The 25,137-nt window shown below is 57.8% G+C and carries 20 protein-coding genes and 1 tRNA gene; 2 read left to right on the top strand and 19 right to left on the bottom strand.

Annotated features, from left to right (window positions below):
* Nucleotides 1–20: 20 nt before the first annotated feature.
* The 13 genes from AB8C10_RS06885 to AB8C10_RS06945 all read right to left on the bottom strand — a co-directional run bounded on the left by AB8C10_RS06885 (nucleotide 21) and on the right by AB8C10_RS06945 (nucleotide 15,421).
* Entirely contained in the window at nucleotides 21–1,268 is a 1,248-nt protein-coding gene (locus AB8C10_RS06885) for a glycosyltransferase (RefSeq protein WP_368867286.1), read from the bottom strand.
* A gap of 12 nt (nucleotides 1,269–1,280) precedes the next feature.
* Nucleotides 1,281–2,234 (bottom strand): glycosyltransferase family 2 protein, encoded by a 954-nt coding sequence (locus AB8C10_RS06890; RefSeq protein ID WP_368867287.1) that lies wholly within the window; start codon nucleotides 2,232–2,234, stop codon nucleotides 1,281–1,283.
* 65 nt (nucleotides 2,235–2,299) lie between these two features.
* Nucleotides 2,300–3,343 (bottom strand): glycosyltransferase family 4 protein, encoded by a 1,044-nt coding sequence (locus AB8C10_RS06895; RefSeq protein ID WP_368867288.1) that lies wholly within the window; start codon nucleotides 3,341–3,343, stop codon nucleotides 2,300–2,302.
* A 4-nt stretch (nucleotides 3,344–3,347) separates the two neighbouring features.
* The gene (locus AB8C10_RS06900) at nucleotides 3,348–4,256 is read right to left on the bottom strand and encodes a glycosyltransferase family 2 protein (RefSeq protein ID WP_368867289.1); all 909 of its coding nucleotides are present in this window, start codon (nucleotides 4,254–4,256) and stop codon (nucleotides 3,348–3,350) included.
* A complete protein-coding gene (locus AB8C10_RS06905) occupies nucleotides 4,249–5,580 on the bottom strand; it encodes a hypothetical protein (protein ID WP_368867290.1) in 1,332 nt (443 codons plus the stop codon). Before AB8C10_RS06905 ends, AB8C10_RS06900 begins: the two co-directional genes overlap by 8 nt.
* On the bottom strand, nucleotides 5,577–6,701 hold the full coding sequence (locus AB8C10_RS06910; RefSeq protein WP_368867291.1) for a glycosyltransferase: 1,125 nt from the start codon (nucleotides 6,699–6,701) through the stop codon (nucleotides 5,577–5,579). Before AB8C10_RS06910 ends, AB8C10_RS06905 begins: the two co-directional genes overlap by 4 nt.
* Nucleotides 6,702–6,718: 17 nt before the next feature.
* Entirely contained in the window at nucleotides 6,719–8,962 is a 2,244-nt protein-coding gene (locus AB8C10_RS06915) for an N-acetylneuraminate synthase family protein (protein WP_005506934.1), read from the bottom strand.
* A 90-nt stretch (nucleotides 8,963–9,052) separates the two neighbouring features.
* Complete coding sequence (locus tag AB8C10_RS06920) at nucleotides 9,053–9,781, bottom strand: acylneuraminate cytidylyltransferase family protein (RefSeq protein WP_368867292.1); 729 nt, start codon at nucleotides 9,779–9,781, stop codon at nucleotides 9,053–9,055.
* Nucleotides 9,781–10,875, bottom strand: a complete 1,095-nt coding sequence (locus AB8C10_RS06925; RefSeq protein WP_368867293.1) for an RNA-binding protein — start codon at nucleotides 10,873–10,875, stop codon at nucleotides 9,781–9,783. Before AB8C10_RS06925 ends, AB8C10_RS06920 begins: the two co-directional genes overlap by 1 nt.
* Entirely contained in the window at nucleotides 10,868–11,434 is a 567-nt protein-coding gene (locus AB8C10_RS06930; protein ID WP_012904026.1) for an acyltransferase, read from the bottom strand. Before AB8C10_RS06930 ends, AB8C10_RS06925 begins: the two co-directional genes overlap by 8 nt.
* Nucleotides 11,425–12,423, bottom strand: coding sequence for a CgeB family protein (locus AB8C10_RS06935; protein WP_049327938.1), 999 nt, complete (start codon nucleotides 12,421–12,423; stop codon nucleotides 11,425–11,427). Before AB8C10_RS06935 ends, AB8C10_RS06930 begins: the two co-directional genes overlap by 10 nt.
* 258 nt (nucleotides 12,424–12,681) lie before the next feature.
* Nucleotides 12,682–13,602 (bottom strand): glycosyltransferase family 2 protein, encoded by a 921-nt coding sequence (locus tag AB8C10_RS06940; RefSeq protein ID WP_368867294.1) that lies wholly within the window; start codon nucleotides 13,600–13,602, stop codon nucleotides 12,682–12,684.
* Nucleotides 13,603–13,705: 103 nt separating this feature from the next.
* The gene (locus AB8C10_RS06945) at nucleotides 13,706–15,421 is read right to left on the bottom strand and encodes an ABC transporter ATP-binding protein (RefSeq protein WP_314937620.1); all 1,716 of its coding nucleotides are present in this window, start codon (nucleotides 15,419–15,421) and stop codon (nucleotides 13,706–13,708) included.
* A gap of 411 nt (nucleotides 15,422–15,832) precedes the next feature.
* Here AB8C10_RS06945 and AB8C10_RS06950 point away from each other — a divergent pair, with 411 nt between their 5' ends.
* Nucleotides 15,833–16,957, top strand: coding sequence for an arsenate reductase/protein-tyrosine-phosphatase family protein (locus AB8C10_RS06950; protein WP_368867295.1), 1,125 nt, complete (start codon nucleotides 15,833–15,835; stop codon nucleotides 16,955–16,957).
* A 161-nt stretch (nucleotides 16,958–17,118) separates the two neighbouring features.
* On the opposite strand, the gene AB8C10_RS06955 is transcribed toward AB8C10_RS06950, so the two are convergent.
* The 3 genes from AB8C10_RS06955 to AB8C10_RS06965 form a co-directional block, all read right to left on the bottom strand.
* A complete protein-coding gene (locus tag AB8C10_RS06955; protein ID WP_368867296.1) occupies nucleotides 17,119–18,099 on the bottom strand; it encodes a ribose-phosphate diphosphokinase in 981 nt (326 codons plus the stop codon).
* 20 nt (nucleotides 18,100–18,119) lie between these two features.
* The gene (gene glmU / locus AB8C10_RS06960; RefSeq protein WP_368867297.1) at nucleotides 18,120–19,574 is read right to left on the bottom strand and encodes a bifunctional UDP-N-acetylglucosamine diphosphorylase/glucosamine-1-phosphate N-acetyltransferase GlmU; all 1,455 of its coding nucleotides are present in this window, start codon (nucleotides 19,572–19,574) and stop codon (nucleotides 18,120–18,122) included.
* A gap of 87 nt (nucleotides 19,575–19,661) precedes the next feature.
* Nucleotides 19,662–19,732 (bottom strand) — tRNA-Gln (locus tag AB8C10_RS06965).
* 235 nt (nucleotides 19,733–19,967) lie between these two features.
* Here AB8C10_RS06965 and AB8C10_RS06970 point away from each other — a divergent pair.
* Nucleotides 19,968–21,812, top strand: coding sequence for an ABC-F family ATP-binding cassette domain-containing protein (locus AB8C10_RS06970; protein WP_368867298.1), 1,845 nt, complete (start codon nucleotides 19,968–19,970; stop codon nucleotides 21,810–21,812).
* 225 nt (nucleotides 21,813–22,037) lie between these two features.
* Here the strand turns inward: AB8C10_RS06970 and AB8C10_RS06975 are convergent, their stop codons facing one another.
* The 3 genes from AB8C10_RS06975 to AB8C10_RS06985 form a co-directional block, all read right to left on the bottom strand.
* Nucleotides 22,038–23,045, bottom strand: a complete 1,008-nt coding sequence (locus tag AB8C10_RS06975) for a GHMP family kinase ATP-binding protein (RefSeq protein ID WP_368867299.1) — start codon at nucleotides 23,043–23,045, stop codon at nucleotides 22,038–22,040.
* Between the two features lie 68 nt (nucleotides 23,046–23,113).
* On the bottom strand, nucleotides 23,114–23,986 hold the full coding sequence (rsmA, locus tag AB8C10_RS06980; protein ID WP_368867300.1) for a 16S rRNA (adenine(1518)-N(6)/adenine(1519)-N(6))-dimethyltransferase RsmA: 873 nt from the start codon (nucleotides 23,984–23,986) through the stop codon (nucleotides 23,114–23,116).
* A 44-nt stretch (nucleotides 23,987–24,030) separates the two neighbouring features.
* A complete protein-coding gene (locus tag AB8C10_RS06985) occupies nucleotides 24,031–24,852 on the bottom strand; it encodes a glycosyltransferase family 25 protein (RefSeq protein ID WP_368867301.1) in 822 nt (273 codons plus the stop codon).
* Nucleotides 24,853–25,137: the final 285 nt, after the last annotated feature.

Below are 25,137 nucleotides of genomic sequence, written 5' to 3' on the forward strand. Positions count from 1 at the left end.
TATGAGCCACCTAGCTCTTTTTAGTCTTCGGGCAGAGCCTGCACGTACGTCTTCAAACGGCTAATGAAACGAGCCTCCGAGAAACCGTCAACGTGCTCACGGATATAGTCAGCGTCCCAGTCATCCGGGTTGAAAGCCTCGAGAGCTTCCACCAGCTGCTCCACGGTCGGCTGGTTGATGAACATGCCGGTCTTGCCTTCCTGAATGGTATCCAGGAAGCCACCCGCACGGTACGCAATCACAGCCTTGCCACTAGCGCCTGCCTCCAGCGGGGTGATGCCGAAGTCCTCATAAGAGATAGCCAACAGCGCCAAGCAGTGACGGTACGCGTAACGCAGCTGGGCATCCGAAATACCAGAAACGATACGAACAGTGGGGCCCGCAAGCGCTTCAAGGCGTTCCTTCTCGGGGCCGCGACCAACCACCAGGAGCTTCTTACCCAGCTCGTTGCATGCCTCAACAGCCTTATCAACGTTCTTGTAGGGTAGCAGACGCGAAACAATGAGGAAGTAGTCCTCCGACTCGGTGAACTCTTCCAGGCCCGGAATAGGTTCAACCGGTGCGGTGGTGTCTACCGAGTGCGGCGGGAAGAAAATCGGAACATCCTTCTTACCGTACACCGTCTCAATGCGCTTCTTAATCACGCTCGCATTCGCCACGTAGACCGCCGAACGGTGAGCCGCCCAGTGATCCCACAGCATCAGTGCAGGACGCAGAGTCTTCAGCAGCAACGGCACGGGACCGGTGCTCTTCTCGCCCAGATACTGGTCGCTCAGGTACAGCCAACGCGCCGGCGAATGGCAGTAAATGAACTTGCGACCGGCGAAGTTGAAGCCGTGCGCCCAACCGGTCGTCGACACCACAGCACGCTCAGCCGGCACCTTCAAGAAAGAAGAAGCAAACGGCAGAATTGGCAGAGCCATGCGGTGGTTACGACGCAGGTAACCAATTTTGTTCAAAGGACTCGTGATAATCTTTGCGTCCTTGAACTCCGGGAAGGTGCCCTCCGGGTCGTACAGGGTCGTGTAAATCGGTGCGTCCGGGAACGCACGGTGCATTGCCAGAACAACACGCTCCGCGCCGCCGCGCTGAGTCAGGTAGTCGTGGGCAATCGCAATCTCTTCAGTAGCCTCAGGCTTGACCAGCGGTACGTAACGGCGCGCCAGACGGCCAAGCTTCTTGAGGCTCTTCGGGATATCTGCAAGCACCGCGTCAGGGTTCTTCGGCCCGGTAAAGGGAGCGGAGGTCAAGAGCTGAGTGAGTGACATTTTCTTTTCCTCCTAGAAAACTTTCTGAGCTCGCTCAGGATAGTGAATACCAGCGTAGGATGCGGCCTCAACCTGCAGTGCCACAAGCTTCTCAGCAGCCTTAGCGGGCAACTTCAGCAGAATCTTATCGCTCGCGTCACCTAGAGCCTTAATGGTCTTCTCCGTAGTGAAACGAGCAAGCGCCTTGACCAGCAGGCCCCATGCACCCGTCGGGTTCGGGGCGGGGTGTGCATCCTCGCCGTGCTTACGCACGAAGATAGTGCGAGCAGAACCCGAGTGCAGAGCACGCAGAGCACGCACCGCAGTGGTGGTAGCAGCCACGTAGTGCTTAGTCGCCAGTTCAGGGGCAATATGGATTTCGCCACCGTGCTGGGCAACCTCGTAACCCATGTCTACGTCTTCCCAACCGTAGAGACGGTACGCGGGGTCATAGCCACCAATCTCATCGAAGAGCTTCTTCGACATCGACACGTTACCCGCCCAGTAAATCCAGCGCTTCTCAGGAGCAACCTTGTACGCAGATTCACGGAACTTCTGGTCGCGGTAGTTACCGTACACACGAGAGTAGGGAGTGTCCGGGAACTGGTTCAGGTAAATACCAATCACGCCGTGTTCGCCGGGAGCCTCATGGTACTTGAGGTGATTCGCAACGTAGTTGGAATCGGGTTCCAGATCGTCATCGCAACGGATGAGGACATCCGCATCAGCCGCACGGTGGCCAGCGTTCAGCGCTGCCACACGACCGCGGTTCTCCTCGAAAACGATCTTGGTCAGGTTCAACTTGCCTTCGGCAATGTAGCGGTCAAGCACAGCTTCACTGTTATCGATATCGCCGTCGAGGACCACGATAACCTGGAAGTCCTTCTCGGTCTGAGCGGCAAGCGCATCCAGCGGGTAGTGCAGAATCTTTGCACCACCGCGAGACGGAATGATAACCGCAGCCTTGTAGCGGTGAGTAGTTGTCATAATTTTCCTTCAGGGTTTGAGTGAGAGGATATCCGTTGGGAATGGCTTATACGTTTAGAAGCACCTTAGCGGATAAAACGCTCCAGAATCTCACCAACACGGACCTTACCTGCTTCAGGCGAGTAGTTTTCCTGCCAACGCCAGAACAACTCGGAGGTTCGCTCCGCCAGTGCATCCGTGTCTTCGCGGAGCTCGGTACCCAGGCTCTTAATGGCCTGCGCAAGAGCTACCGGCTGACCAGCAGGCACAACGTACGGGTACGATGCGCCGCCAAGCACCTCCGACAGAGCACCAGCATCACTGACGATTACAGGGACGCGCGCGCTCATCGCTTCAGCAACCACCAAGCCAAAAGACTCGGGGGCAATCGAAGGTACAACGAGCATGTCGATATCGCCGAAAAGACGGTCCGGGGTAGTCCAGCCCAGACGCGTGCTGAACGTAGCAACACGAGCTAGCGCATCCTCAACCTCCTCGCGTTCCTCATCAGATGCGAAGACAGGCTCGCCACCAATCACCAGGTCGTACTCGATACCGTTAGCGTTCAGGGAACTCATCGCCTGGCACAGGGTCGCAATGCCCTTAGACGGAGTCAAACGTCCCAGGTAACCAACACGGAGGCGTCGCTCCCCCACACGGTGATCCAGCTCAGTGGACACGCCGCTGACCCAGTTCGCGAACAGCTCGCTCCCAGGGCAGGCACGCGCCACATAACGACTCGGGACCAGGGTGACAGACGCCTTATGGCGGGCAAAGGGTACGAGCTTCGCGTTCACACCGGTAGGCAGCTGGTGCAGGTGCACGATGCGGTTCTTACGACCGCCCGTCGCCGCTGCGGGAACCAGACCGTTGCACCACAGCAGAACGTCCTTGTGGCGAGCGTGCCAGCTACGCAGAGCCACCATGTACTGTGCGCGGTTCTTAGCCGGCAAGATGATGCGGGGGAATCCCTCATCCGCTGCGGCTTCTACAAGCTGCTTCGGCTCGGCAGGACCCACAATAGTGACCTTGTAGCCAAGGCTACGGGCTGCGCGGGCAATATTCAGGAGCATGACCTCGCCGCCGCCCATATCACCGTTATTGGTGGCGATGTAGAGTTCTTTCTCCATCCTTCTACTCCTTCACCAGCTTGCGGGCGGGTACATAGTTCTTGCCGGAGTATTTGATACTTCCGCGGATACGCCCCAACGAAGCAACCCAGGTAGCAACATCACGACGAGCAACCTTACGTTGAGTCACAGCCTGACGCAGAATATTCAGCAACTGCTGAACGCTACCCGTCACAGTAGACTTCAACGAATACGTTGCAGAATCGTACTTCGGGAAACGACGGGCCATCAGCACACGTCCCACACCCAGCTCGTACTTCTTACGGATAGAGCTCTTTCCCTCCGAGAGAGTAAAACGAATCTCTGCTTCAGGGATAAAGCGCATCACACCGTCGGCTTCCTGATGGCGCCACGAAATATCCACATCCTCATAGCCGTAGCGAGGAAGGGACTCATCGTAGCCACCAATTTCGAAAAATCGTGCACGGGTAATAGCACAGTTACAGTTGCCCACGTGGGGCAGATAAGGAGTTGCAATCAAACCCTTACCAAAGGCGTCGGGGCGGGGGGCGCCATTAGCATCAAAAGCACGAATCCAGCCACCTGCCAGTTCCTTATCCTGCACGTCTGAAAACGCCTGAACCCACTGAGACGATACTTCATCATCAGCATCGCAGAATGCCAAGACCCTACCAGATGCGGCACGTGCGCCAGCGTTACGGGCCGCGGGAATACCCGGCGTTGCGGAGGCGTCCACAACCTTGACCGTAAACTTATCCTCTCGGGGTTCCAGAGCCCACGCTTCCATAACGGCGCGGGTGTCATCCTCCGAACCGTTGTCTACCAGAATCACTTCGTACGGAAGCTCAGTTTCCTGGTTCTCCAGGGCCTTAAGCTGGCGAGGAAGAGTCAATGCAGCGTTCAGCGCACAAATAATGACGCTAACTTCAGGAGCTCGATTAGTCTTAGACATTTTCGTCCTTCCACATCGGCGCAACGTGCTGCGACTTCTCTTCCGCCTCACGAATTTCAATTCGCTCGTCGAAGCCTTCGACGCTCGACTCATCATGGCCGGTGCCCAAACGCTGTTCACGCTCAAGTAGCAACACGCGCAGAGCAAGACCGCATGCAATAGCCCACGGCCAGGTGTAAAACACCTCGCCCAGACGCGATGCACAAATCATGATGGCAACGCCAGCACCCTGCACGACATAGAACTTCGGCGGCAGAGTCTTCTGACCGCTAAACACATTCACAATGTAGAGCAGGGTAATAGCTACGACCAGAATCATCCACGGCCAACCACCCTCAATCAGGGCAGACCAGTACGAGTTATGGAGGAACCAGGTCTTCGAACCAGTATGTGCCAGATAGACATATGCTTCGCCCAAGCCCTGGCCGAAGAAGCCGGTTGCCTGAACCTTGATTTCAGAAGCGTTGTCAATCAAAGCGCGGAGCGCATCCGTACCAGTACGGTCAGCAAACACACCCGCACGAGAGTAGTCGCTGGTCAGTACATCAATCACGACATACAGGGCAATACCCAACGCAATACGACCAAAAGTCTTCATACGGTGCGCAATAACGATCCAAATCAGACCCGCTGCATACGCCGCAATAGAGGTACGAGAACCCGTAGCCCACAGCAGACCGGAGAAAACAACGATAGCGCCAATAACTTCAATTTTGTTACGGGCAAAGCTTAGGATCAACAAACCGAAGAGGCAATATACTAGGCCCGAGAAGTTCTTATCGCCCAGCCAGCCGGTCAGATAACCAACATAACCAGTTGTCGGGGCAAAACCTGCAAAATACCCTACAGCGTTGAAAAGAATCGCCGATGAGTATCCCAGAACAATAGAACGAATATGCAGGCGTCCGGCTGCAATAGCCCAAATCAACACGGTTGCCGCCACAAGACGGAGCAAACGACGTGTCCAATCCGATGCATCTTCAGAGTGAACACCATTGATTGAGACGAGCGCGAGGTAACCCATTGCGATAAACATAATTGCGCGCAGACCCGAAAAATGACTCACGTCAAAAGTCGGCTTACGGGTCAGACCGTACAGGGCCAGCAGAAGAATGATTACCTGGTTAAAGGGCAAACCAACACCCGGTACCGGGTCACCAAAAAGCAAGAGGAATGCCATGATGAACTCAGGCATACGAATCTGGCTGGTCTGATGGCGGACGTAATTACTACCGCGAGACACAGTTTCAGAGAAACGCGAAACCTCTGGCTTCTCGGTGGGTTCGTTCAGATGCGCGTAAACCTGCGAAGTCTGGATCATCATCGGCCTCCTCGAAGTACACGAGTGTAAATACCAACCGTCTGAGCAGCCATCTGCTCATTCGAAATCCAGGTGAAAGGCTCAGACTCGCCCTTCTGCAGCTGCGCGCGCATAGCCTGCAGAACATCCTGAGTCAGAGTTGCACTCTGGCGGTCCACCAGCTCATCAGTGCCCAGAATCTCCGGGTTGCCGCCCACAGCGGTAGCGACCGTCTTCAAGCCGGCGGCCTTAGCATCCAGCAGAGTGTAGGAGCAGTTCTCCCACACCGACAGCTGAACAATCATGTCGCTACGGCCCATAGCCTCAATCGGGTTAACGAAGCCGCTGAAGACCACCGAATCACCCAGGTTCAGGCGCTGAGCCTGTGCCTGCAACTCGGATGCCAAATCGCCAGAGCCCGCAATCTCAAGATGAGCCTGCGGGTACTCAGCACGAAGCTGCGCAAAAGCATCCAACAGCACGTCAATACCCTTCTCAGGGGACAGACGAGACAGCGAGAGAATACGCGGACCACCCTCGGCAGGTACACGCTGCTGTTCAACAGCCGCGTGCACCTCGGGGATATCCACGCCGTTGTACACCAGCTCCACACCACGAGCGCCCCACTTGGTGCGCATCTGATCGGCGGTAGAACGAGAAACAGCAATCGCCTGATCGGTACCCCACAGGCGCACACGGTGCACGGTCTCCATGAGCTTAGAACGCCAGGAGCTACCGTGGTACACCGAGTCATTACCGGCAATACCGTGCTCGGTGGTCAGAAGCTTCGGCACGCAGGTGCCGCGCTTGATGACGCTACGGATGCGTAGCGTGTTGACTACAGCGGTCGCGACAACATCGGCATACGCCAGGTGGCTATGCACAATATCCGGGCGGAGCTGTTCAATAGCCTTCTGCAAAGAAGCAAAGGAAGTCTTAAAACCGTAGTCGGGGCCGAACTCAGCCTTGATGACGGTGACACCCAGTTCCTCAAGACGGCTCGTGAGCTTACCCTCGGGTGCGAGAACCACCAGGTTAAAGCCGGGGAGCCCGGCACGTGCCATATCGACAACGTGCCGAGCTACTCCACCAAACTCGGGAACCGGAACGACCCACAGGGCAGTGGGAAATCCGTTTGAATTCATGAGTGAGTGTCTACTTTCTACAGCCACTTCTCGAGGCGGTCCAGTGCGGTGAAGAAGCCTTCACCGTTGTTGATGTGACCCTGCCAGATTTCGGGAATGAAGGATGCCTTCGGTGCCAGCTCACGCAGCTGCTTGCCCAGGGATGCCCAGTCGACATCGCCTTCGCCGACCTGAACGCCCTCACCGTCAACGCCGGTGCCGTCCACCAGGTGCAGGTGGATGGACAGCGGTGCCAGCTGCTCAACAGCCTCCGACAGCGGAATGTTCAGGAAGTTGCAGGCAAGCATGGTGTGAGAGATGTCCAGGCAGAGCGCGGTGTCGAATGCACGCGAGAACTCTGCGGTGTCCTTCGGATCCAGGAACAGGTTGTGGTACTGCTGACCACCCATCAGCCAGGGGTACGGGGGCAGAGTCTGAGCAGCCAGGCGAACGCCGGATGCGTCCAGACGCTTCAGAGCCTCACCGATACGCTCGTACTTCTCAGCACGTGCAGATGCGGGGATGTGCTTATCCTTGGTGAAGCCACCCATGGTCACGACCATGACCGGATCCTCATCTACAGTGAAGTAGCGGGTCAGGTCACGGGTGATATCGATGGTGCGCTGAACCTCAGCGATGGAGCGCTCCCACACCTCGGGGTCCTTGGACGCGAGGTCCACCAGGAAGTCACCTGCGAACAGGTCGGGCAGGTGGGTGGTGAAGCCCATGTCCAGCTTGGAGTCAAAGACGTCGTCGATGTTAATCTCGAGGTCCTTGTAGGAGAAGTGGAACTCCAGGAAGTCCGGCTTTGCCTCTTCAATCAGCGGCTTGTAGTCGTGGTAACGAACCGGCAGACCCCAGGGGCGGTCGAACTTGAAGTCGCGGCGGGTCACCAGGTCGTCCTTCAGGTCGCCCTCGAAGAAGAACGAGCCTTCTTCAACGTCGCGCTGCATGGTGCGGCCCAGCAGCTGCGGCAGGTAGTTCGGCTGCAGACCGCGGCCGGGGGACTTCACAGCAACGTCAGCCTCGGTCACGACCTCGCCCTTAGCGATGTGGCGGGTAGCAACCAGGGACTTTGCCAGGTTCACGCGGTTCATCAGCTCACCGGTGGATACCTCGCGAGGAGCAGCGGAACCAATAGCGGTCTCAACCTCACGGATCTGCTGAACCATTGCCTTGAATTCCTCAGGCAGCAGAGAGACGGTGTGGTCGTTACCCTCGAGGGTCTTGTCGGTGGTGAAGTGCTTCTCAATGATCTTCGCGCCGCGAGCAACAGCAGCGATCGGCACGTGGTAGCCACGCTCGTGACCGGAGTAGCCGACCAGGCACTGACCGATTTCAGCCAGGCGGTCCATGTACGCCAGGTTGACGTCCTTGAAGGGCGCGGGGTATGCGGACTGGCACTGCAGCAGAGCGTAGGATGCGCCAGCGTTACGCAGCAGAGCCACGGACTCGCGGATTTCCTCTTCGCGGCTCATACCGGTGGAAACCAGCATGGGCAGGCCGCGGGAAGCCACGTCACGCAGCAGCTCGTGGTTGGTCAGGTCAGCAGAAGCAATCTTCATGCCCTGGATACCGTAGTCAACCAGTGCCTGAACGGAGGGTGCGTCCCAGGGGGTGCACATGATGTCCATGTCGTGCTGCTTGACGTGGTCGAAGACCTCGTACATCTGGTCAACGGTCAGGGAGAAGCGGGACAGCAGGTCCAGGGTGTACTGAACGCCCAGGTCCTCACCTGCGGTTGCTGCGCCGCGCTGGCGGTACAGAGCGTCCATATCGCGCAGCTGGAACTTCACAGCGTCTGCGCCGGACTCAACAGCCAGGTCCACCAGTTCCTTAGCGAAGTCAACGCTACCCTGGTGGTTGTTACCAATCTCAGCAATGATGAAGGAGGGGGAATCCTCGCTGATGGTGTGCTTACCGATGCGCAGGACGTCCTGCTCATCCATTGCCAGTGCCACGAGGTGACCGCGCTCGTCGGTCAGCGGCACGTGGTTGATACCCTTCGCGAAGTATGCGCGCAGGGTCTCGGGATCAGCATCAGCCGGTGCGGTCTGCGGGTTGGTGTTTGCAGCGTCCAGGGCGCTGGTCTCCAGGGATGCGGTCGGGTTAGCAATCAGCCAACGACGGAAGTCGCCGTCAGAGAGCGAACCGCGCAGGATACCGGACTCGTTCACCAGGAAGATGATGCGCTGGCCGTTAGCAGAAATCTTCTGCAGTGCGTTGAGAATCGGGTCTTCAGCGAAGACCACGTAGGGGGCAATATTGCGTTCAATAATCACGATTTTGACCTTTTCGTTTGAGCGTTTAGTTGAATGCCTGAGTGCTGGTCAAGCCGGAAGCGGCAGAAGAGGTACTGCCGCGGGTGAAGGTTACTTGCCTTCGGACAGGATCTGAGTGAGCTGGTGCTCTGCCACGGAGAAGTCAATCGGTGCGTCGATGTCGACGCCCTCGACCTCGTCCAGCATGAACAAGTCAATGGTACCGCCGGGGTAGCCCGCCAGGCGGTTGTGGTGGTCCATGTACACGTGGGTCTTGGTGATGTACATCGAACCGTTCTCGCGGTAGCGGAAGGTTTCCTTGGTCAGTTCCTGGCGGCGCGGGCGATGCATAATCTCGAATGCCGCGGTGGGCTCACCGTCAGCGTGCCAGGTCCAGATGAACGGACCAATCGGAATCACACCGACCATGGAGTCCTTACCGTTCTCAGCGAACTGGCGGACCGCACGAGCCAGGGTGCCGGGCAGACGCACGGGGCTGGTTGCCTGCAGCAGCATGACAGCCTCGGGCTCCCAACCGTTTTCGGTGTAGAACTCGATAGCGTGTTCAATGACCGGTTCGGTGGCGGTGGTGTCCTCAGCCAGGTGTGCCGGGCGCATGAACGGCACCTCGGCGCCGTACTCGCGGGCGATATCAGCCAGCTCAGCATCGTCGGTGGAGACGACAACACGCAGCTCGTGCTCGCCGGCGACTTCTTCCTTAGCAGCCAATGCCTGCTCGATAGTCCATGCAACCAGCGGCTTACCCGCGATAGGACGCAGGTTCTTACGCGGAATGCCCTTCGAGCCACCGCGCACGGGAATGACGCAGAGAATACGCATTATGCCTCCAAAGTTTCAATCATTAGTTCAGCGATACGCTGTGCCGGTTCCTTCTTCGGCTGAACCGGCGCGGGGGTCGGTTCCTGCCCCCACTGCTTCATGCCGTAGCGATCCCAGAATTCCACCAGCCATGCCGGCGGTGCCGGGTGGTAAACCCACGCCGGGATTCCGCGGATTGCCGCCTCCAGAACACCGGTAGAGAAGATGGATACCACCGGGTTCGGCACCTCGTTCAGCGGGGTACCGGAGCGGTCAATGCGGATGCCTTCCTTCTCCCACAGCTGGTGGGTCAGCACCGACAGCTTATCCTTCTCGCTCGGGTGCGGACGGTAAACACCACCAAACTTCTTCAAGAAGGAATGCGAAGCGTACGCGAAGGATGCGCGCGGCAGTTCCGCACCGTGCATCTGGCCCAGGAAGATCGGTTCCAGGTCGTTCGGCTTCTGCGCTTCAGCACCGGCAGCTTTCTGTGCCGCCAGGTAGAGTAGCTGCGAACCCACCGCGTGGGTGGTCACATCGCGGCGACCCGATGCCCAGAATTCCGCATCAGCTTCGCTGAAAGCCAGCAGGGTGCATCCAACCGGTAGCGGCGGTGCCTGAGGCACCAGCAGACCGTGCTGAACCATCCAGTACTCAGCGCCAATCGCGCGAGAGAACTCGTAGGCTACTGCACCGCGTCCAAGAAACTGCGCGGCAGATAGAACGATACGAACATCCGGCAGGAGGCTAATCAGCTCATCGCCGGAGATTTCCTGCTCGGACCAGTCCTTGCGCGAGTAGCGCTCGCTCGCATACTGTCCGTCCAGGTACTCGCTAGCGTCCTCGGGAACCCACAGGGCAACATCGACAGCATCCAGATGCTTGAGAGGTTCCAAGATTGCGTTGCGGTTCGTTGGAGAGAACGAATCCATAACGATCAGCACCTGAGGCTTAGTACCGCGAGTGTACAGAAGACCGCGTACGGGTTCCTCCCTGCCAGTCTGAGAACGTGCAGAATCAAGAAGCGTGTTCAGCTTATACTTAGCCCACTTCAGCTTCTTCTGACGCCTCTGCCACGCCTGCCAAGCATCCAAATCTAGAGGGTACTTAAGCATCCTGCTTCTCCCCAGAACGGACTCGAATAACGGTAGCTGGAATGCCCACAGCCACAGCGTTAGCCGGAATGTCGCGGGTGACCACAGCTCCAGCACCAATCACCGCGCCGTCTCCAATAGTGACGCCACCGAGCACAGACACATTCTGACCAAGGAAAACACGATCACCAATCACGATGTCACCACCGGGCTGCACATCGTGCAGAGAGTCCAGAGGATGCTCACCAGAATTGACCATCACGTTATCGGCAAAGACACAGTCCTTACCAATAGTCACATTCGACAGAGCGTGAATATGGCTACGGTGACCAACGTAGGTACCGGAACCAATACGCAGAATACCTCCGGCTTCAGAAGCAATCCACGCATCCTCGTAGATTGCAATCTGGTCACCAAGGTAGATGTTCTCTACACCGACCATGCGCAGGGGACGAACAAGAACAGTACCCGAGCCGAAAGAACCGAACGCTCGCGAGTACAGGGTCTTTCCTAGCAGGTCTGCCATGTGCCAACGCACGCTCGGCATCTTGGTCACAATCTTAGAAAGGTTTAGGCCCATAGCTGCTCCAAAATCTTTACACGCTGATCGAAGGTGTGCTCAGCCAGAGTACGCTTCTGACCGGCCTCACGAATCTGGCGAGCCCACTTAGGCTCACGGAAAATACGGGTACAAATCTCGATGAGCTCATCGATGCTCTCGTAGACCAGAACCTCTTCGCCAGGAATGTAGTAGCGATCCACATCGGCACGGTCAATCACCTGCAGAGCGCCCACGCCGGGGGCCTCAAAGGTACGCATGGTAAAACCATCCTGGTTATTGTGGATGTTCAGCGTTGCCGGGGAGGACGCCATAATGCCGTACGCCTCCGAGCGGTCGATATCACGACCTGCAGGCACGCCGGAGTCCTTGAACTGCTTGGTGCGCAGAATGTCGTAGGGGTGACGAGACCAGGCACGACCGTAAGCGCGCACCGGCAGGCCGGCTGCGACCAGCGCCTGCAGGGTCTCCTCACGGTTGGGGTACTTAGCGCCCACAAAGTTGATGGAGTCCTCACGCATGGGGACAACCGGGCAGTGGGTGTCGTAGGCGTTAGGCATATCAAGCACCTCGAAGCCCTGCTCGCGCAGATGCTGCGCATCCAGCGGGCTGTAGCTTGCCAGCGCACCCAGGTGGTGCAGGTCCTCTTCGGTGTAGCTCATGCGGCGCATTTCATCGTAGAGCCAGGTGCCGTAGCGAACGCCGGAGGTCTCCAGCAGGTCCCACCATTCGCGGGAGAGCATATCGCCCTTAATGACCAGCACAATATCGGGGCGGAACTCGTTGAAAGCGTCAATCGCCTTACGGGTTGCCTGCGCTGCGAAGCTTTCGGGGCGGTACTTCTCGGGCAGTTCGTGGGCAAGCTTGTTGAGGATGCGCTCGGGCAGAGTACCCGGGGCATCGTAGATGTGGGTGCGCACTTCGTATCCGTGCACTTCCAGGGATGCCTGAATTGCCTTCCAGTACCCGTGGAATGCGGGTGAGAGCAGTAGAAGTTTGGGCTGAGTCATATGAGGATTGAATCCTGTCGGCGTTTGCTATAAGAACCCGCAGGGTAGAACCGTGCGGTGCTATGTGTTGGAGTGAAGAGGAACGGAAAGTTTCACCTGCTACTTGAGGCAAAACATACCTATTGAAATTTTACAACGAAAGCAGGAGACGACACACTCGAGTGCACTGTGTCGCCTCCTACGTTCTATGTGAACCTTCTTATGAAGAAGGCAACAAATCATGCGGAACCATCACGGTAAATTCCGTAGGTTTCGCACCTAGTTCTCGCGGCGCTCCGCCTTAGCGATACGCTCCAGCTCGGTGGCAAGGAAGCCGCGAGCGTCTACGTCCTTATTGCGCAGGCCGCGCACCGAATTCACCAGGAAGTTCGCGTAACTGGTCACGCGCAGCAGGTTCGCCAGCTTCTTCTCCCAGCCCCATTTATTGGCATAAATAAAGCGAGCGGTAGTCAGCCACTGAATACGACGCTCGGAGGGCGAAGATCCACCGCCCTCGTGGGTTACGGTCACCGAAGGGATCAGATAGCGGTCCACGCCAGCGTTCGAGAGGCGGTACTGGAAGTCCACCTCTTCGCTGTTCATATAGAAGCGCTCATCCATGCCGCCGAGGCGGTTGAAGGTCGCGCGGGGCACGACCATGCACGCGCCCATAACCCAGTCGACCTTCGCGTCGGAGGTGCCGGTGCAGGCCTCAACGTCGTGGCCAACGCCGCGGTGCCACCAGTTAGTCGGCTTGAAACGAGCCAGCGGAGTGAACCATTCCCACGCCACATGCGCTGCGGTGGGGAACTTGCGTGCGACCCACTGCTGCTTGCCGTCGTGGCCAATGATCTGCGGGCTAGCCAGCACCTTGCCGTGGCGTTCCACGGCTGCGAGCATGCGCGAGACGAAGGTGTTATCCAGCTCCAGGTCGCTGTTGAGGATGAAAACCCATTCACCGGTCGCGGCAGCAACACCGGAGTTCACAGCCTTACCGAAACCGCCATTGACGGCACGACGCACGACGGTCACACCCTCAACCTCGGGGAACGGGGTGGGAGAAACGTCGTCAGAAATAACAATCTCGATATCGGTGGGGTCAATGCCCTGCTGAGCACGCAGAGTGTCAATAATGGCAAGAACCGGTTCCGGCTCGCCGTAGAAAGGAATAACCGCAGAAACACGGGGAGTATGAGTCACAATATGTCCTTTGAGTGAGGCGCCTGAAAATCACAAGCGATAGAAGGCTAAATATGGGGGCGACCGTACCTATATCTCTATACGATCACCCCCATAGTTTCAATTAGTCGGGCAGCTGGCCCAGGCGAACGAGGTTCGCAAATTCTTCGTTTGCCGCCTGAACTTCCTTGAAAGTTCCCTTATTGGCAATGCGGCCCTGGGAGAGGTACACCAGCTGATCAACGTTACGCACCGTGGAAAGGCGGTGAGCCACGATAATCACGGTAATCTCCTGGGAGATGCGGTTAATGGTCTGAGTAATCTTGTGCTCAGTCTCATTGTCCAGTGCACTGGTTGCCTCATCCATGATCAGCAGGCTCGGGTTGCGGTACATCGCGCGGGCGATACCCACACGCTGACGCTGACCACCGGAGAGGCGGTTACCGTTCTCACCGATCGGAGTGTTGATGCCGTCTTCCAGGGTCTCGACAACGGGCATCAGCTCTGCCAGCTCGAGGCAGTAATTCACTCGGTCATCGTCGATGTACTGCTTGGGAATGCCGAAGGCGACTGCCTCACGCAGAGTGCCGTTACCCAGGTATGGATCCTGAGGGACATAACCAATCTTCTGGTACCAGGAGGGCAGGTCATTATGGATGTCCTTACCCTGGCTGGAAATCGTGCCGCTCGTCGGCGTGAGCAGACCAAGAATCAGGTCAACAAGAGTAGTCTTACCCGAGCCGGAACCGCCCACGAAAGCAACCGAGGTACCTGCCGGCACATCCAGCTGAATATCCTTGAGAACGTCCTTATCGCCATCGGGGTATCGGTAAACCAGGTTATCAACCAGAACATCGACAGGTTCAACAGCCGGGTTAATGATGGTTGCCGGATCAAAATCGCCCTTAGGTTCAACCATCTGCAGGCGCTGCTCTTCGGGGCTCATCGAGCGGATGACCTTGGCGACTTCCTCACTCGCAAACTCGTTCGCACGGATGCTACCCATAGAAGCAACCATACGGGTAGCGTTCGGCAGAATACGGATGCAAGCGGTTGCGAAAAGCATGAGGGCAGGAAGGCCATCAGCGCCCTGAGTGGAAGTCATCAGACCCAGAAGACCCGCGATTCCAACGATGAAGATAATTTCCAGAGCGTACTTGGGGAAGTCCGACAAGAAGGAAACGTTAACTTCGCTCTTCACACCACGCAACGCATACTGGCGGTACTCTTCAACGGTCGACTCACGGGAATTAGAAATACGAATCTCGCGGAAGCCCTTGATGTTATCGAAGAGAGAACGAAGAGCATTACGACCGGCACGAGCAGAAATCTCACCGTACTTAGTGTTTCCTCGACGCAGGAAGAACTGCATGACAGCAATGGTAATGCCGAAGTATGCGAAAGCAACCAGCGCAGGAATCGGCATAACACACAGAATCATCACCAACAACACTAGGATTGAGAGCAGGTCGCCTACAAAGTTAATGATCGAGCCGACATAGCCACGGTAAGCAAACACCACGTAGGTGCTAATCAAGTAGACGGTTTCTTCAGGCTGGGACTTTCTGTGGTTAAAGTAGCTATCCTTCATGTAATGGTTGAGGATTGTTGTCGACGTCGCCAGCTGCTGGTAACCAGTAAACTTCAGGCTCCAACGCTTAAAGAGGAGCGCAGCGATACCCTTAATCACAAAGGCGAGCACCAGAACAATACCCAGATAGAGCACCAAATCAGAACGCTGAGGGTTGCCAAAGATATCGGAAATAATAGCCAGGTAGCCGGTAATTTCCGCACCCATCGCAATATTCACAATGGGAAGAATTGCAGCAACGCCAACCATCTCCATCAAAGATAGGAGGAACAGGCCGATCAGGTTAAAAACAAGTAGCGTAAAGGTTCGTCCCGGGAAAAACAGGCGAAGCTTAGTATAAATCCTCTTCATTGGTCCTCGTTGGTGAGTATGCTCGCTGGTCTCTGAGTGAGAAGAAGACCAGCATTTCACGCCAATTCTAGCACGCACCCTCTAAACATTTTCAGCATCAAGCTTGTACTTTTGGTCATCTTTAGTTGAAAGAAGAACCTCTAATTCGTAGCGAAAACACAAGACATTTAGGGGTATTTGCCACACACAGGAAAAGGAACCGTTGAAGGTGCAAGTAACTCGGTATGATAGATACTATTCATTCAACCAACCCAGCACTTCCGGCTTCCCTGTTCACTGTTGGGTACGTCAATTAGAAAAGGCTTTTTGATGGGCATCTTCAACATTAAGTCCCTCAAGGACAAGTACGCGTGGGGCTCCTCCGAGGATAAAACCAATTCCGCAGAAACCGCCGAGGAGCACCCGGCAACCCCCGCTTCTTCCTCCGCAAATATTGCTGACGGAGTCCGTTCCCTCATTAAGAGCAACCCCGAGCTGGCGGGCAAGAACCGCCGCGGGGTAGCCGGCCGTACCGTCACTCCCGACGGTTCGCTCCGCGAAGCCATCGAAGACTACGAAGTCCACTCCCCCGCCGAGGTAGCCAGCCAGCAAGTCACGCCTGAAGAAGAGCTCAGCGCCGACGGTACCGCAACCGTTTCCGCGCAGCCCCTCACCCACACCGATATCGAGGCTACCCCCGGTGACATTCTCGACGTAGACGACAAGCCCGCAGGACCCAGCATTATCCGTGTGGGTCAGCACAACGCGCCCACCGTTGATGCCGAAGAGCTTGCCAACCCCGAAGAAGCCAACAGCCAGAATACGCAGGTTTCCCGCCAGGCAACGAAGCCTCGCAGTGAACGTCCCTCCCTCTTCAAGTTCTCCCCCAGCACCCTCAACCAGGCCGAGAGCACACGCAAGGACGGCCCCTTCGAAGCGCTCTTCGTGTGCACCGGCAACATTGCCCGTAGCGCATCCGGCGAGGTCATCTCCAAGCACCTTGCCGCCGAGTACGGTCTGGAAGACAAGTGGATTTTCGCCAGCGCAGGCACCGGCGCGCTTGTTGGTCACGGCGTCTACGAGCATGTAGCCAACGAACTTATTGAGCGAGGCTACAACCCGGAGGGTTTCGCCTCCCGCCAGCTCAACGGCCAGATTATTGAGAACGCCACCATCATCCTGGTGGCTGAGAAGGTGCACGCTGACTGGATCGTGCGCGAGTGGCCCCAGCACCACGCCAAGATCAAGCTCCTCAAGCAGGTTGCACGTATCCGTGAGGATGCGCGCCGCGCCGAACCGCTGTCCTACCTCTACTCGCACGGTGCTCGCCCGCTCGATAGCGACAAGCTGGAAGACCCCTACCGCCGCGGCCCCGCAGCAGCTAAGGTCGCAGTGGACGAGGTGGAGCAGTCCCTGCGCATCATTCTGCCCTGGCTCGCACAGGCACACCGCTAAGCGCACACCGCTAAGCACACGACACTAAATATAGCACTAACCCGGCTGGAACAGATATCTGCTCCAGCCGGGTTAGCTTTAGCCTCTATAACTTAGCCTCAATAGCAGAAAGTCCCCCGCCGACAGTAGTCAGCGGGGGACTTTCGTTAGGCTTTAGAAGCTTAGTGATCGAAAATCTCGGTCACAGAGCCCTCGTCGAAGACCTCGCGGATAGCGCGAGCGATCAACGGAGCGATGGAGAGAATAGTCAGGTTATCGAACTGCTTCTCTTCCGACACGGGCAGGGTGTTGGTCACGACGACCTCCACAGCACCGCACTGGGACAGACGCTCAGCAGCCGGATCGGACAGAACCGGGTGGGTTGCCGCGATGATAACTTCCTTCGCGCCCTTGTCCATGAGGACCTTCACAGCGCCAGCAATGGTGCCGCCGGTGTCAATCATGTCGTCAATCAGCACGCAGGTACGGCCCTCAATGTCACCCACAACAGTCTTAGAAACAGCCTGGTTGGGGACGTTGATGTCGCGGGTCTTGTGCACGAATGCCAGGGGCGCGCCGTCCAGCAGGTCAGCCCAGTGCTCAGCCACACGGACACGACCGGTATCCGGGGACACAACGGTCACGTTGGACAGGTCGTCCACGCGGTCGCGGATGTGCTTAGCCAGAACCGGAATCGCGAACAGGTGATCCAGCGGACCGTCGAAGAAGCCCTGAATCTGCGAGGTGTGCAGATCCACGCACATCAGGCGGTCAGCACCAGCAGTCTTGTACAGGTCCGAAATCAGACGTGCCGAGATAGGCTCGCGACCCTTGTGCTTCTTGTCCTGACGAGCGTAGGGGTAGAAAGGAGACACCACGGTAATGGAACGAGCGGATGCACGCTTAAGCGCATCGATCATAATGATCTGCTCCATGAGCCACTCGTTGATGGGTGCCGGGTGCGACTGAATCACGAAAGCGTCCGCACCGCGCACCGACTCCTCAAAGCGAACGTAGGTCTCGCCATTGGCGAAGGTGTATGCGGAGGTGGGCAGCAGGTCGTGGTCAAGAGCCTGTGCGATCTCCTCGGCAAGCTTGGGGTGTGCTCGACCGGAGACCACTACAAGCTTGCGCTCACCGGGGTTGGTAATCTCGCTACTCATGGTGTTGTTCTTTCCTCAAATTAGGATTCTGCCGGTTCCTGCGCGCCAGCAGCCTTAGCGGCCTCGGCGGGTTCGGTACCAGCACGGTTCTTCAGGACCCAGCCATCGATGGTGCGCTGGGAAGTCTCAGAGTAGGCGAGGGCGCCCGCAGGAACATCCTTACGGATCAGCGCGCCCGCGCCGGAGTATGCACCGTCACCCACAGTAACGGGTGCAACGTAAATACCCGCGGATCCCATGCGGGCATGCGCGCCAATAACGGAGCGGTTCTTCACCAGGCCGTTATAGTTTGCAAAAATAGAGCCAGCACCAATATTCGCGCCCTCACCGATGGTGGCATCACCAACGTAGGACAGGTGCGGGACCTTAGCGCCATCGCCAATCTGCGAGTTCTTAGCCTCACAGAAGGTGCCGAGCTTAGCGTCCTTGCCCAGGGTGGTACCGGGGCGCAGGTATGCGAAGGGGCCAACAGTTGCGCCTTCGCCAATGACAGCGCCGTGACCGTGCGCGCGGATGACGGTAGCGTCAGCCTCAACGGTCATATCAGTCAGGGTGGTGTCCGGGCCAATGGTGGCGCCGGTAGCGACGGTGGTGGAACCGTGCAGCTGCACACCGGGCAGGAGAGTCACATCGTTCTCAATGGTGACGGTGACGTCAATCCAAGTGTTCTCAGGATCAACGACGGTCACGCCGTTACGCATGTGAGCCTCAAGGATGCGGTTGTTGAGCATACGACCCAGCTGAGCCAGCTGCACGCGGTCGTTAGCGCCCTCGACCTCCCAGCGGTCGTCAATAGCCAGAGCGGAGGTGCGGTAGCCCTTAGAACGAGCAATGGACAGAACGTCGGTAATGTACTTCTCACCCTGTGCGTTGTTGGTGGTCACCTCGAGCAGTGCCTCACGCAGGACAGCGGCGTCAAAAGCGTAAATACCGGAGTTAATCTCGGTGATTTCAAGCTCTTCGGGGGAAGCGTCCTTCGCCTCAACAATGGCGGTCACTTCGCCAGCCTGATTACGGACAATACGGCCGTACGCGCCGGGCTCATCCACGTGAGTGGTCAGGACGGTAACAGAGTTCTTGTCTTCCTCGTGGAAAGCAATCAGTTCGCGCAGAGTCTCGGGGCGCAGCAGAGGAACGTCACCGTAGGTCACCAGGACGGTGCCGGAAACGGGAGCCTGCGCATCCAGAGCGTTCAGACCGACCTCAACAGCGCGGCCGGTACCGGGAATCTCATCCTGGTCTACGATGGTCACCTCGGGGTCGAAAGCGAGCACGTGCTCAGCAACCTTATCGCGCTGGTGGCGCACCACAACAGCAAGACGCTCAGGGTTCAAATCACGGGCAGCGGCGACAGCGTGCTCCACCATGGAACGACCACCAATACCGTGCATAACCTTGGGGGTAGCGGACTTCATGCGCGTACCAGCGCCTGCAGCGAGAACAATCACTGCAGAGGGTGCCAGTTCAGTATTCACTGGGAAGACTCCTTAGACGAGGTTGTAAGAGTGAGGAGTGAGCGCGAACCGCAAACTCTCTATCAACGGTGCCGTTGAGTGCTTACGCTCCGCCACTAGGACTCGAACCTAGACAAACGGCTCCAAAGGCCGCTGTGCTGCCATTACACCATGGCGGATTATCCTTACATTCACGACAAGCCCCCGCTAGCGGGTCCTCATCGTCATTGACCGCCATTTTGGGCACAGAACAGCGCAATGCAGGAAATGCTTTCCTCAGTTTATCAAATATCTGTGCCCAACTTAGCCGCGCGCCCCGCAATCCTCACAGCTTTTCTCAGCACCGCCGAGTACCCCCTCATCAAAGCTTCGGGCGCTACTTGAACCGAAGACTCACCCTGTACCCTAGAAGGCGTGGCACATCTACTTGGCGGCGAATCGCTGCACCTCGAATTCCCTACCCGAACCATCTTTGAAGGCATCACGGTCGGTCTGAACGAAGGCGACCGCATCGGTATTGTCGGCCGTAACGGCGACGGCAAGTCCACCCTCATGAAGATCCTTGCCGGCCGGCTCAAACCGGACTCCGGCCGCGTCACCGTGCGCGGCGGCACCCGCATCGGCTACCTCGACCAGTCCGATGTTCTCGACGACGACCACACGGTCGGCTACGCGATTGTGGGCGACACCCCCGAATATGAGTGGGCGTCGCAGGCACGCATCCGCGACGTTATCTCCGGTCTGGTCTCCGACCTGCCCTGGGACGCGCCGGTTTCCTCTCTTTCTGGTGGTCAGCGCCGACGCGTAGCGCTCGCCTCCCTGCTCGCGCAGGAGTGGGACGTGCTCATGCTCGACGAGCCCACCAACCACCTGGACGTCGAGGCCATTACCTGGCTCGCCAACCATCTGAAGTCCCGCTGGTCTAAGAATGCCGGTGGCCTCATGGTTGTCACCCACGACCGCTGGTTCCTCGACGAAATCTGTACCGACACCTGGGAGGTGCACGACCGCATCGTCGAGCCCTTCGAGGGCGGCTACGCGGCGTACATTCTGCAGCGCGTGGAACGTGACCGTCAGGCAGCCGCGGCTGAGGCGAAGCGCCAGAACCTGATGCGTAAGGAGCTCGCATGGCTGCGCCGCGGTGCACCCGCGCGTACCTCCAAGCCGAAGTTCCGCATTGACGCCGCGAACGCCCTCATCGCGGATGTTCCCCCGGTACGTGACACCGTGGAGCTGAAGAAGATGGCGGTCTCTCGCCTCGGCAAGGACGTGGTGGACCTCGAAAACGTCTCCGTCGTCTACGATGATCCCTCGATGCCCGACGGCAAGCGCCCCGTACTGAAGAAGGTCACCTGGCGTATCGCTCCCGGCGAGCGCACCGGCATCCTGGGCGTGAACGGCGCGGGTAAGTCGACTCTGCTTTCGCTGGTGACCGGCGACCTGAAGCCGACCGAGGGCCGCGTCAAGCACGGTAAGACCGTGAAGATTGCGACCCTCACCCAGCAGCTTGATGAGCTCAACGAGGTCGCTAACGACCGCGTCTCGGATGTGATTGGCCGCAAGAAGCGTAGCTACATTGCAGACGGCAAGGAGCTGTCCCCCTCGCAGATGCTGGAGCGTCTGGGCTTTACCAGTGCGCAGCTGTCTACCCCGGTCAAGGACCTGTCAGGTGGTCAGAAGCGTCGCCTGCAGCTCATGCTGATTCTGCTGGACGAGCCGAACGTGCTGATTCTCGACGAGCCCTCCAACGACCTGGATACCGATATGCTCGCCGCGATGGAAGATCTGCTGGATACCTGGCCGGGCACCCTGCTGGTGGTCAGCCACGACCGCTACCTCATGGAGCGCGTGACCGATCAGCAGTACGCGGTCATTGATGGTTCGTTCCGCCATCTGCCCGGCGGCGTGGATGAGTATCTGGCGCTCTCGGCGGCAGGTGCTGGCGGATCCGCAGCAGGTTCCGCGCAGGCGCGTTCCACCTCCCCGACGCAGAAGACTTCGGCGCAGGAGGCAGAGGCATCCGCTAAGCCGAAGGTTTCCGGTGCCGAGCAGCGTGCGGCTCAGAAGGAGTCCGGTGCGATTGAGCGCCGCCTGGCGAAGCTCGCTACGGAGCAGGAGAAGCTCTCCGAACAGATGAGCACGCACGACCCCTCCGACTACGCCGGTTTGGCGGCACTCGGCGAGCAGCAGCAGGCTCTCCAGGACGAGATTGACGAGTTAGAAATGCGCTGGCTCGAACTCTCCGAGCTGCTGGGCTAACGCCTACGGGGCATAGAAAAATGCCGGTTCTAGATTCAATCTAGAACCGGCATTTCTGTATATATTCAGTTCTCCGCTACAGCGGCTACTAACGGTGAATAGATTCGAAAAGCTTCTCCCAATGCCGAACAACATATTCGGGAGAGAAAGTGCGAGACTTTTCAAGACAGTGGATAGTAGCTAGCGGAAGCGAATGAATGATAGATCGTATATATGTATCAAATACTAATGATACAGAACCGCAATGACCGCGCTCACAGCGTGGTTGCCCGCATCGCGCAGAGCGGACGCAAGAGCCTCCGCCCGAGCCTGCGAAGAAGCCAGCAGAAGCACCGTCGGGCCGGAGCCAGAGACCAGCGAAGCATACACACCCTCACTGTCACGCAGGCTCAGGGTCTGTTCCAGCTGCGGGGCGCACGAAAGCGCTGGAGCCTGCAGGTCGTTACGCAGCAGAGCAGCCAGGGAGGCGAGCGCCGCCTCCGAACCGTCGTAAGAGTTCAGAGCTTCAAGAAGCTCTACGGGTTCCACCAGTTCACCGGAGGCAGGGTACTCACCCGAGGCACGGCCCGCGTCCAGCTGCTTGAATACGCTGGGGGTTGAGAGGCCAAACTGCGCGGCGACGATCACCAGATGCAGGGGTTCTTGAGGCGCCGCAACGTTCTGCAACTCGGTACCGGTCCCCTGCCCCAGGGCGAGAGTCTGGCCGAGCGCGGCACGCACGCTGAAGGGAATATCGGCGCCTAGCTGCGCGGCAAGACGTTCGTAATCCGTCTGGGTCAGTAGCGCGCCGGTACGACCGGTGGCGTGCAGGTAGCGGTCCGTGGCGATGAGAGCCGCCGCCGCATCCGCTGAGCCGCCCGCCATGCCGCCTGCCACAGGCACAGCCTTTGCAATATGCAGGTGCAGTGCCGGAGCGGAATCAATGCCGTGCTCCGCAAGAATCAGCTCGGCGGCACGGTACACGAGGTTCCGCTCATCCATCGGCACATCGGCAGGGTCAAACTGCCCCGCCTGCATCTGCTGGTCCACCAGGGAGCCGGGCACAATATCCATGCTCAGGCTCAGCCCGGGAACAGACCCCTCAGAGACCGTGATGGTCTCCGTCAGCGAGACCGCCGCAAAAAGCGTAGTCAGCGGGTGGTAGCCGTCCGGGCGGACATCCCCCACGGCAAGGTACAGATTGACCTTACCGGGAGCATCAACCGAAATAGTGACCTGGGAGGCGGTACTCATCAGCGCATACACCTTTCGCGCGGGAACTCGCGTGAGAACGTCAGTGAAAAATTCAGAGCAGGTAGAAGCTACTCCGCAGCAGGCTCCGCCGGGACAGTCAGCGAAGCCTCCGCAATGCGGATAAAGCCGTGAATATCCAGCTTCTCACCGCGTTCGGTCGGAGCGATACCTGCCGCCGTCAGAATCTGCTCCGCACGCGCGCCCGAGCCCGCCCAGGAGCTCAGCGCGGCGCGCAGAGTCTTACGGCGCTGAGCGAATGCCGCATCAATAATCGTGAACACCAGGTCGCGGTCAACGGTCGAGAGCGGCTCCTCGCGCATGCGGAAACCCACCAGGCCCGAGTTAATCTTCGGGGCAGGCCAGAACACGTTCTTGCCGATGACGCCCGCCTTGTACACCTCGGCGTACCAATTAGCCTTCACCGAGGGCACACCGTAAATCTTCGAACCCGGGGTCGCCGAAAGACGGTCAGCAACCTCGTCCTGAACCATCACCAGGGCGTGACGGATGCTCGGGAACTGCGCAAACAGGTGCAGAAGCACCGGAACCGCCACGTTATAGGGCAGGTTCGCCACCAGAGCATCCGGAGTGCGAGGCAGCTCGGTGACCTTCAGTGCATCCATAAGCACCACGTCAATATCGCCCGCCTTCTCGGGGCGGAACTTCTCAATCGTGTGCGGAAGCTGCTGCGCCAGCGGCGGGTCAATCTCAACCGCAACCATATCCTTCGCAGCATCCAGGATGCCGAGGGTCAACGAACCCAAACCCGGGCCAACCTCCAACACCGTCTCCTCCGGTGAAATCTCTGCCGCGTTGACAATACGACGAATCGTATTGGGGTCAATCACAAAGTTCTGCCCAAGAGTCTTCGTCGGACGAATACCGAGCATCTCGGCAAGCTCACGAATCTCAGCAGGGCCGAGCAGAGGCAGATCGTTCACAGCGTTCCTTCACATAGGTGGATGGTGGGAGGTTACAGTTTAGGTTACCGCGAGAAACGCTGCTTTACCTCATCAAGAGTGGCTTCCAGTGCGATCTTAGCATTTGTAATACGCTTCTTCGGTGCCAAAGCAATACGCACCCGGTCCAGGGGACCGGTGCCGTGCTGGAGGCTATTCACCTTGTCCAGATGACGCTTGCCGGATTCCAGGATGACGCTACTGCCCTCCCAGCCGCACAGGCCAGGCTGCACAAAACGCACATCCACACCCCACTGCTGGTACAGCCTATAATCATCAGCCACAGTACCCGGAGCTTTATCCTCAAACTGCTTGAGCAGCAGCTCGGCACCCGAACGGGAAATCAGGTACAGGCCGGTGCAAACCAAAGGCCAGGTACCGTACGGCTTACCCATACGGTACTTACCGTGCACAAAAGGAGACAGCAGAGACAGACGAATGTACTCCACCTGCGGGTTCAGCTTGCCGGCATCATTCGCAAAAGAATCGCAGAGGTTCACCACCTGCACCTGCGGGTACTTCGTAATGATTGCGTTCACCACTGCCTCAGCATCCGGAGAAATCAGGATGTCGTCCTCAGCAATCAGAGCCCAATCGGCGTCACTTGCAATAAAGTCGCGCCACATATTCACATGGCTGAGCATGCAACCCTTTTCAGCGGGGCTAGGATCACGATGCCAACGGCTGCGGAAAAGCTCAACATCAAACTCTTCATCCGCGACGTGATTATCGCGGTTATCCACCGCAGAATAACGGACAAAACCCTGCGCCGGCGCGCCCACAGAATAGAACGAATCGAAACGGTTCGCATCATCCAGGCCCAGAACATACTTCAGAATCTTTGCCATGTTTTTCCCTTCAATAGCTCACTCAGAAAACCTCAGCGACAGAAGATTGCGCCGGTTAATGGCGAGCTTTCAGAACATCAGACCGCCTGCACGACAAAAAGTTCATCAATCTTGAAAATCGGTGCGTAAGTGGCAGGGAGTCTGACTATTGAGCATGTGATAAATACGCACACTACAGTGCAACGTAGAAAGAATTCTATCATTCACCATGCACCAATCTCAGGTGTCTGCAGGTTAAGACGCGACATAGCCTACGTCGTACTGATGCACAGCAAAAGCAATCCC

The organism is Rothia mucilaginosa (assembly GCF_964210535.1).
Classification (GTDB): domain Bacteria; phylum Actinomycetota; class Actinomycetes; order Actinomycetales; family Micrococcaceae; genus Rothia; species Rothia mucilaginosa_F.

Coding starts and splice junctions, on each gene's coding strand:
- AB8C10_RS06885 (WP_368867286.1), bottom strand. CDS start 1,268: ATGTCACTCACTCAGCTCTTGACCTCCGCTCCCTTTACCGGGCCGAAG.
- AB8C10_RS06890 (WP_368867287.1), bottom strand. CDS start 2,234: ATGACAACTACTCACCGCTACAAGGCTGCGGTTATCATTCCGTCTCGC.
- AB8C10_RS06895 (WP_368867288.1), bottom strand. CDS start 3,343: ATGGAGAAAGAACTCTACATCGCCACCAATAACGGTGATATGGGCGGC.
- AB8C10_RS06900 (WP_368867289.1), bottom strand. CDS start 4,256: ATGTCTAAGACTAATCGAGCTCCTGAAGTTAGCGTCATTATTTGTGCG.
- AB8C10_RS06905 (WP_368867290.1), bottom strand. CDS start 5,580: ATGATGATCCAGACTTCGCAGGTTTACGCGCATCTGAACGAACCCACC.
- AB8C10_RS06910 (WP_368867291.1), bottom strand. CDS start 6,701: ATGAATTCAAACGGATTTCCCACTGCCCTGTGGGTCGTTCCGGTTCCC.
- AB8C10_RS06920 (WP_368867292.1), bottom strand. CDS start 9,781: ATGCGTATTCTCTGCGTCATTCCCGTGCGCGGTGGCTCGAAGGGCATT.
- AB8C10_RS06925 (WP_368867293.1), bottom strand. CDS start 10,875: ATGCTTAAGTACCCTCTAGATTTGGATGCTTGGCAGGCGTGGCAGAGG.
- AB8C10_RS06930 (WP_012904026.1), bottom strand. CDS start 11,434: ATGGGCCTAAACCTTTCTAAGATTGTGACCAAGATGCCGAGCGTGCGT.
- AB8C10_RS06935 (WP_049327938.1), bottom strand. CDS start 12,423: ATGACTCAGCCCAAACTTCTACTGCTCTCACCCGCATTCCACGGGTAC.
- AB8C10_RS06945 (WP_314937620.1), bottom strand. CDS start 15,421: ATGGTTGGCGTTGCTGCAATTCTTCCCATTGTGAATATTGCGATGGGT.
- AB8C10_RS06950 (WP_368867295.1), top strand. CDS start 15,833: ATGGGCATCTTCAACATTAAGTCCCTCAAGGACAAGTACGCGTGGGGC.
- AB8C10_RS06955 (WP_368867296.1), bottom strand. CDS start 18,099: ATGAGTAGCGAGATTACCAACCCCGGTGAGCGCAAGCTTGTAGTGGTC.
- AB8C10_RS06975 (WP_368867299.1), bottom strand. CDS start 23,045: ATGAGTACCGCCTCCCAGGTCACTATTTCGGTTGATGCTCCCGGTAAG.
- AB8C10_RS06985 (WP_368867301.1), bottom strand. CDS start 24,852: ATGGCAAAGATTCTGAAGTATGTTCTGGGCCTGGATGATGCGAACCGT.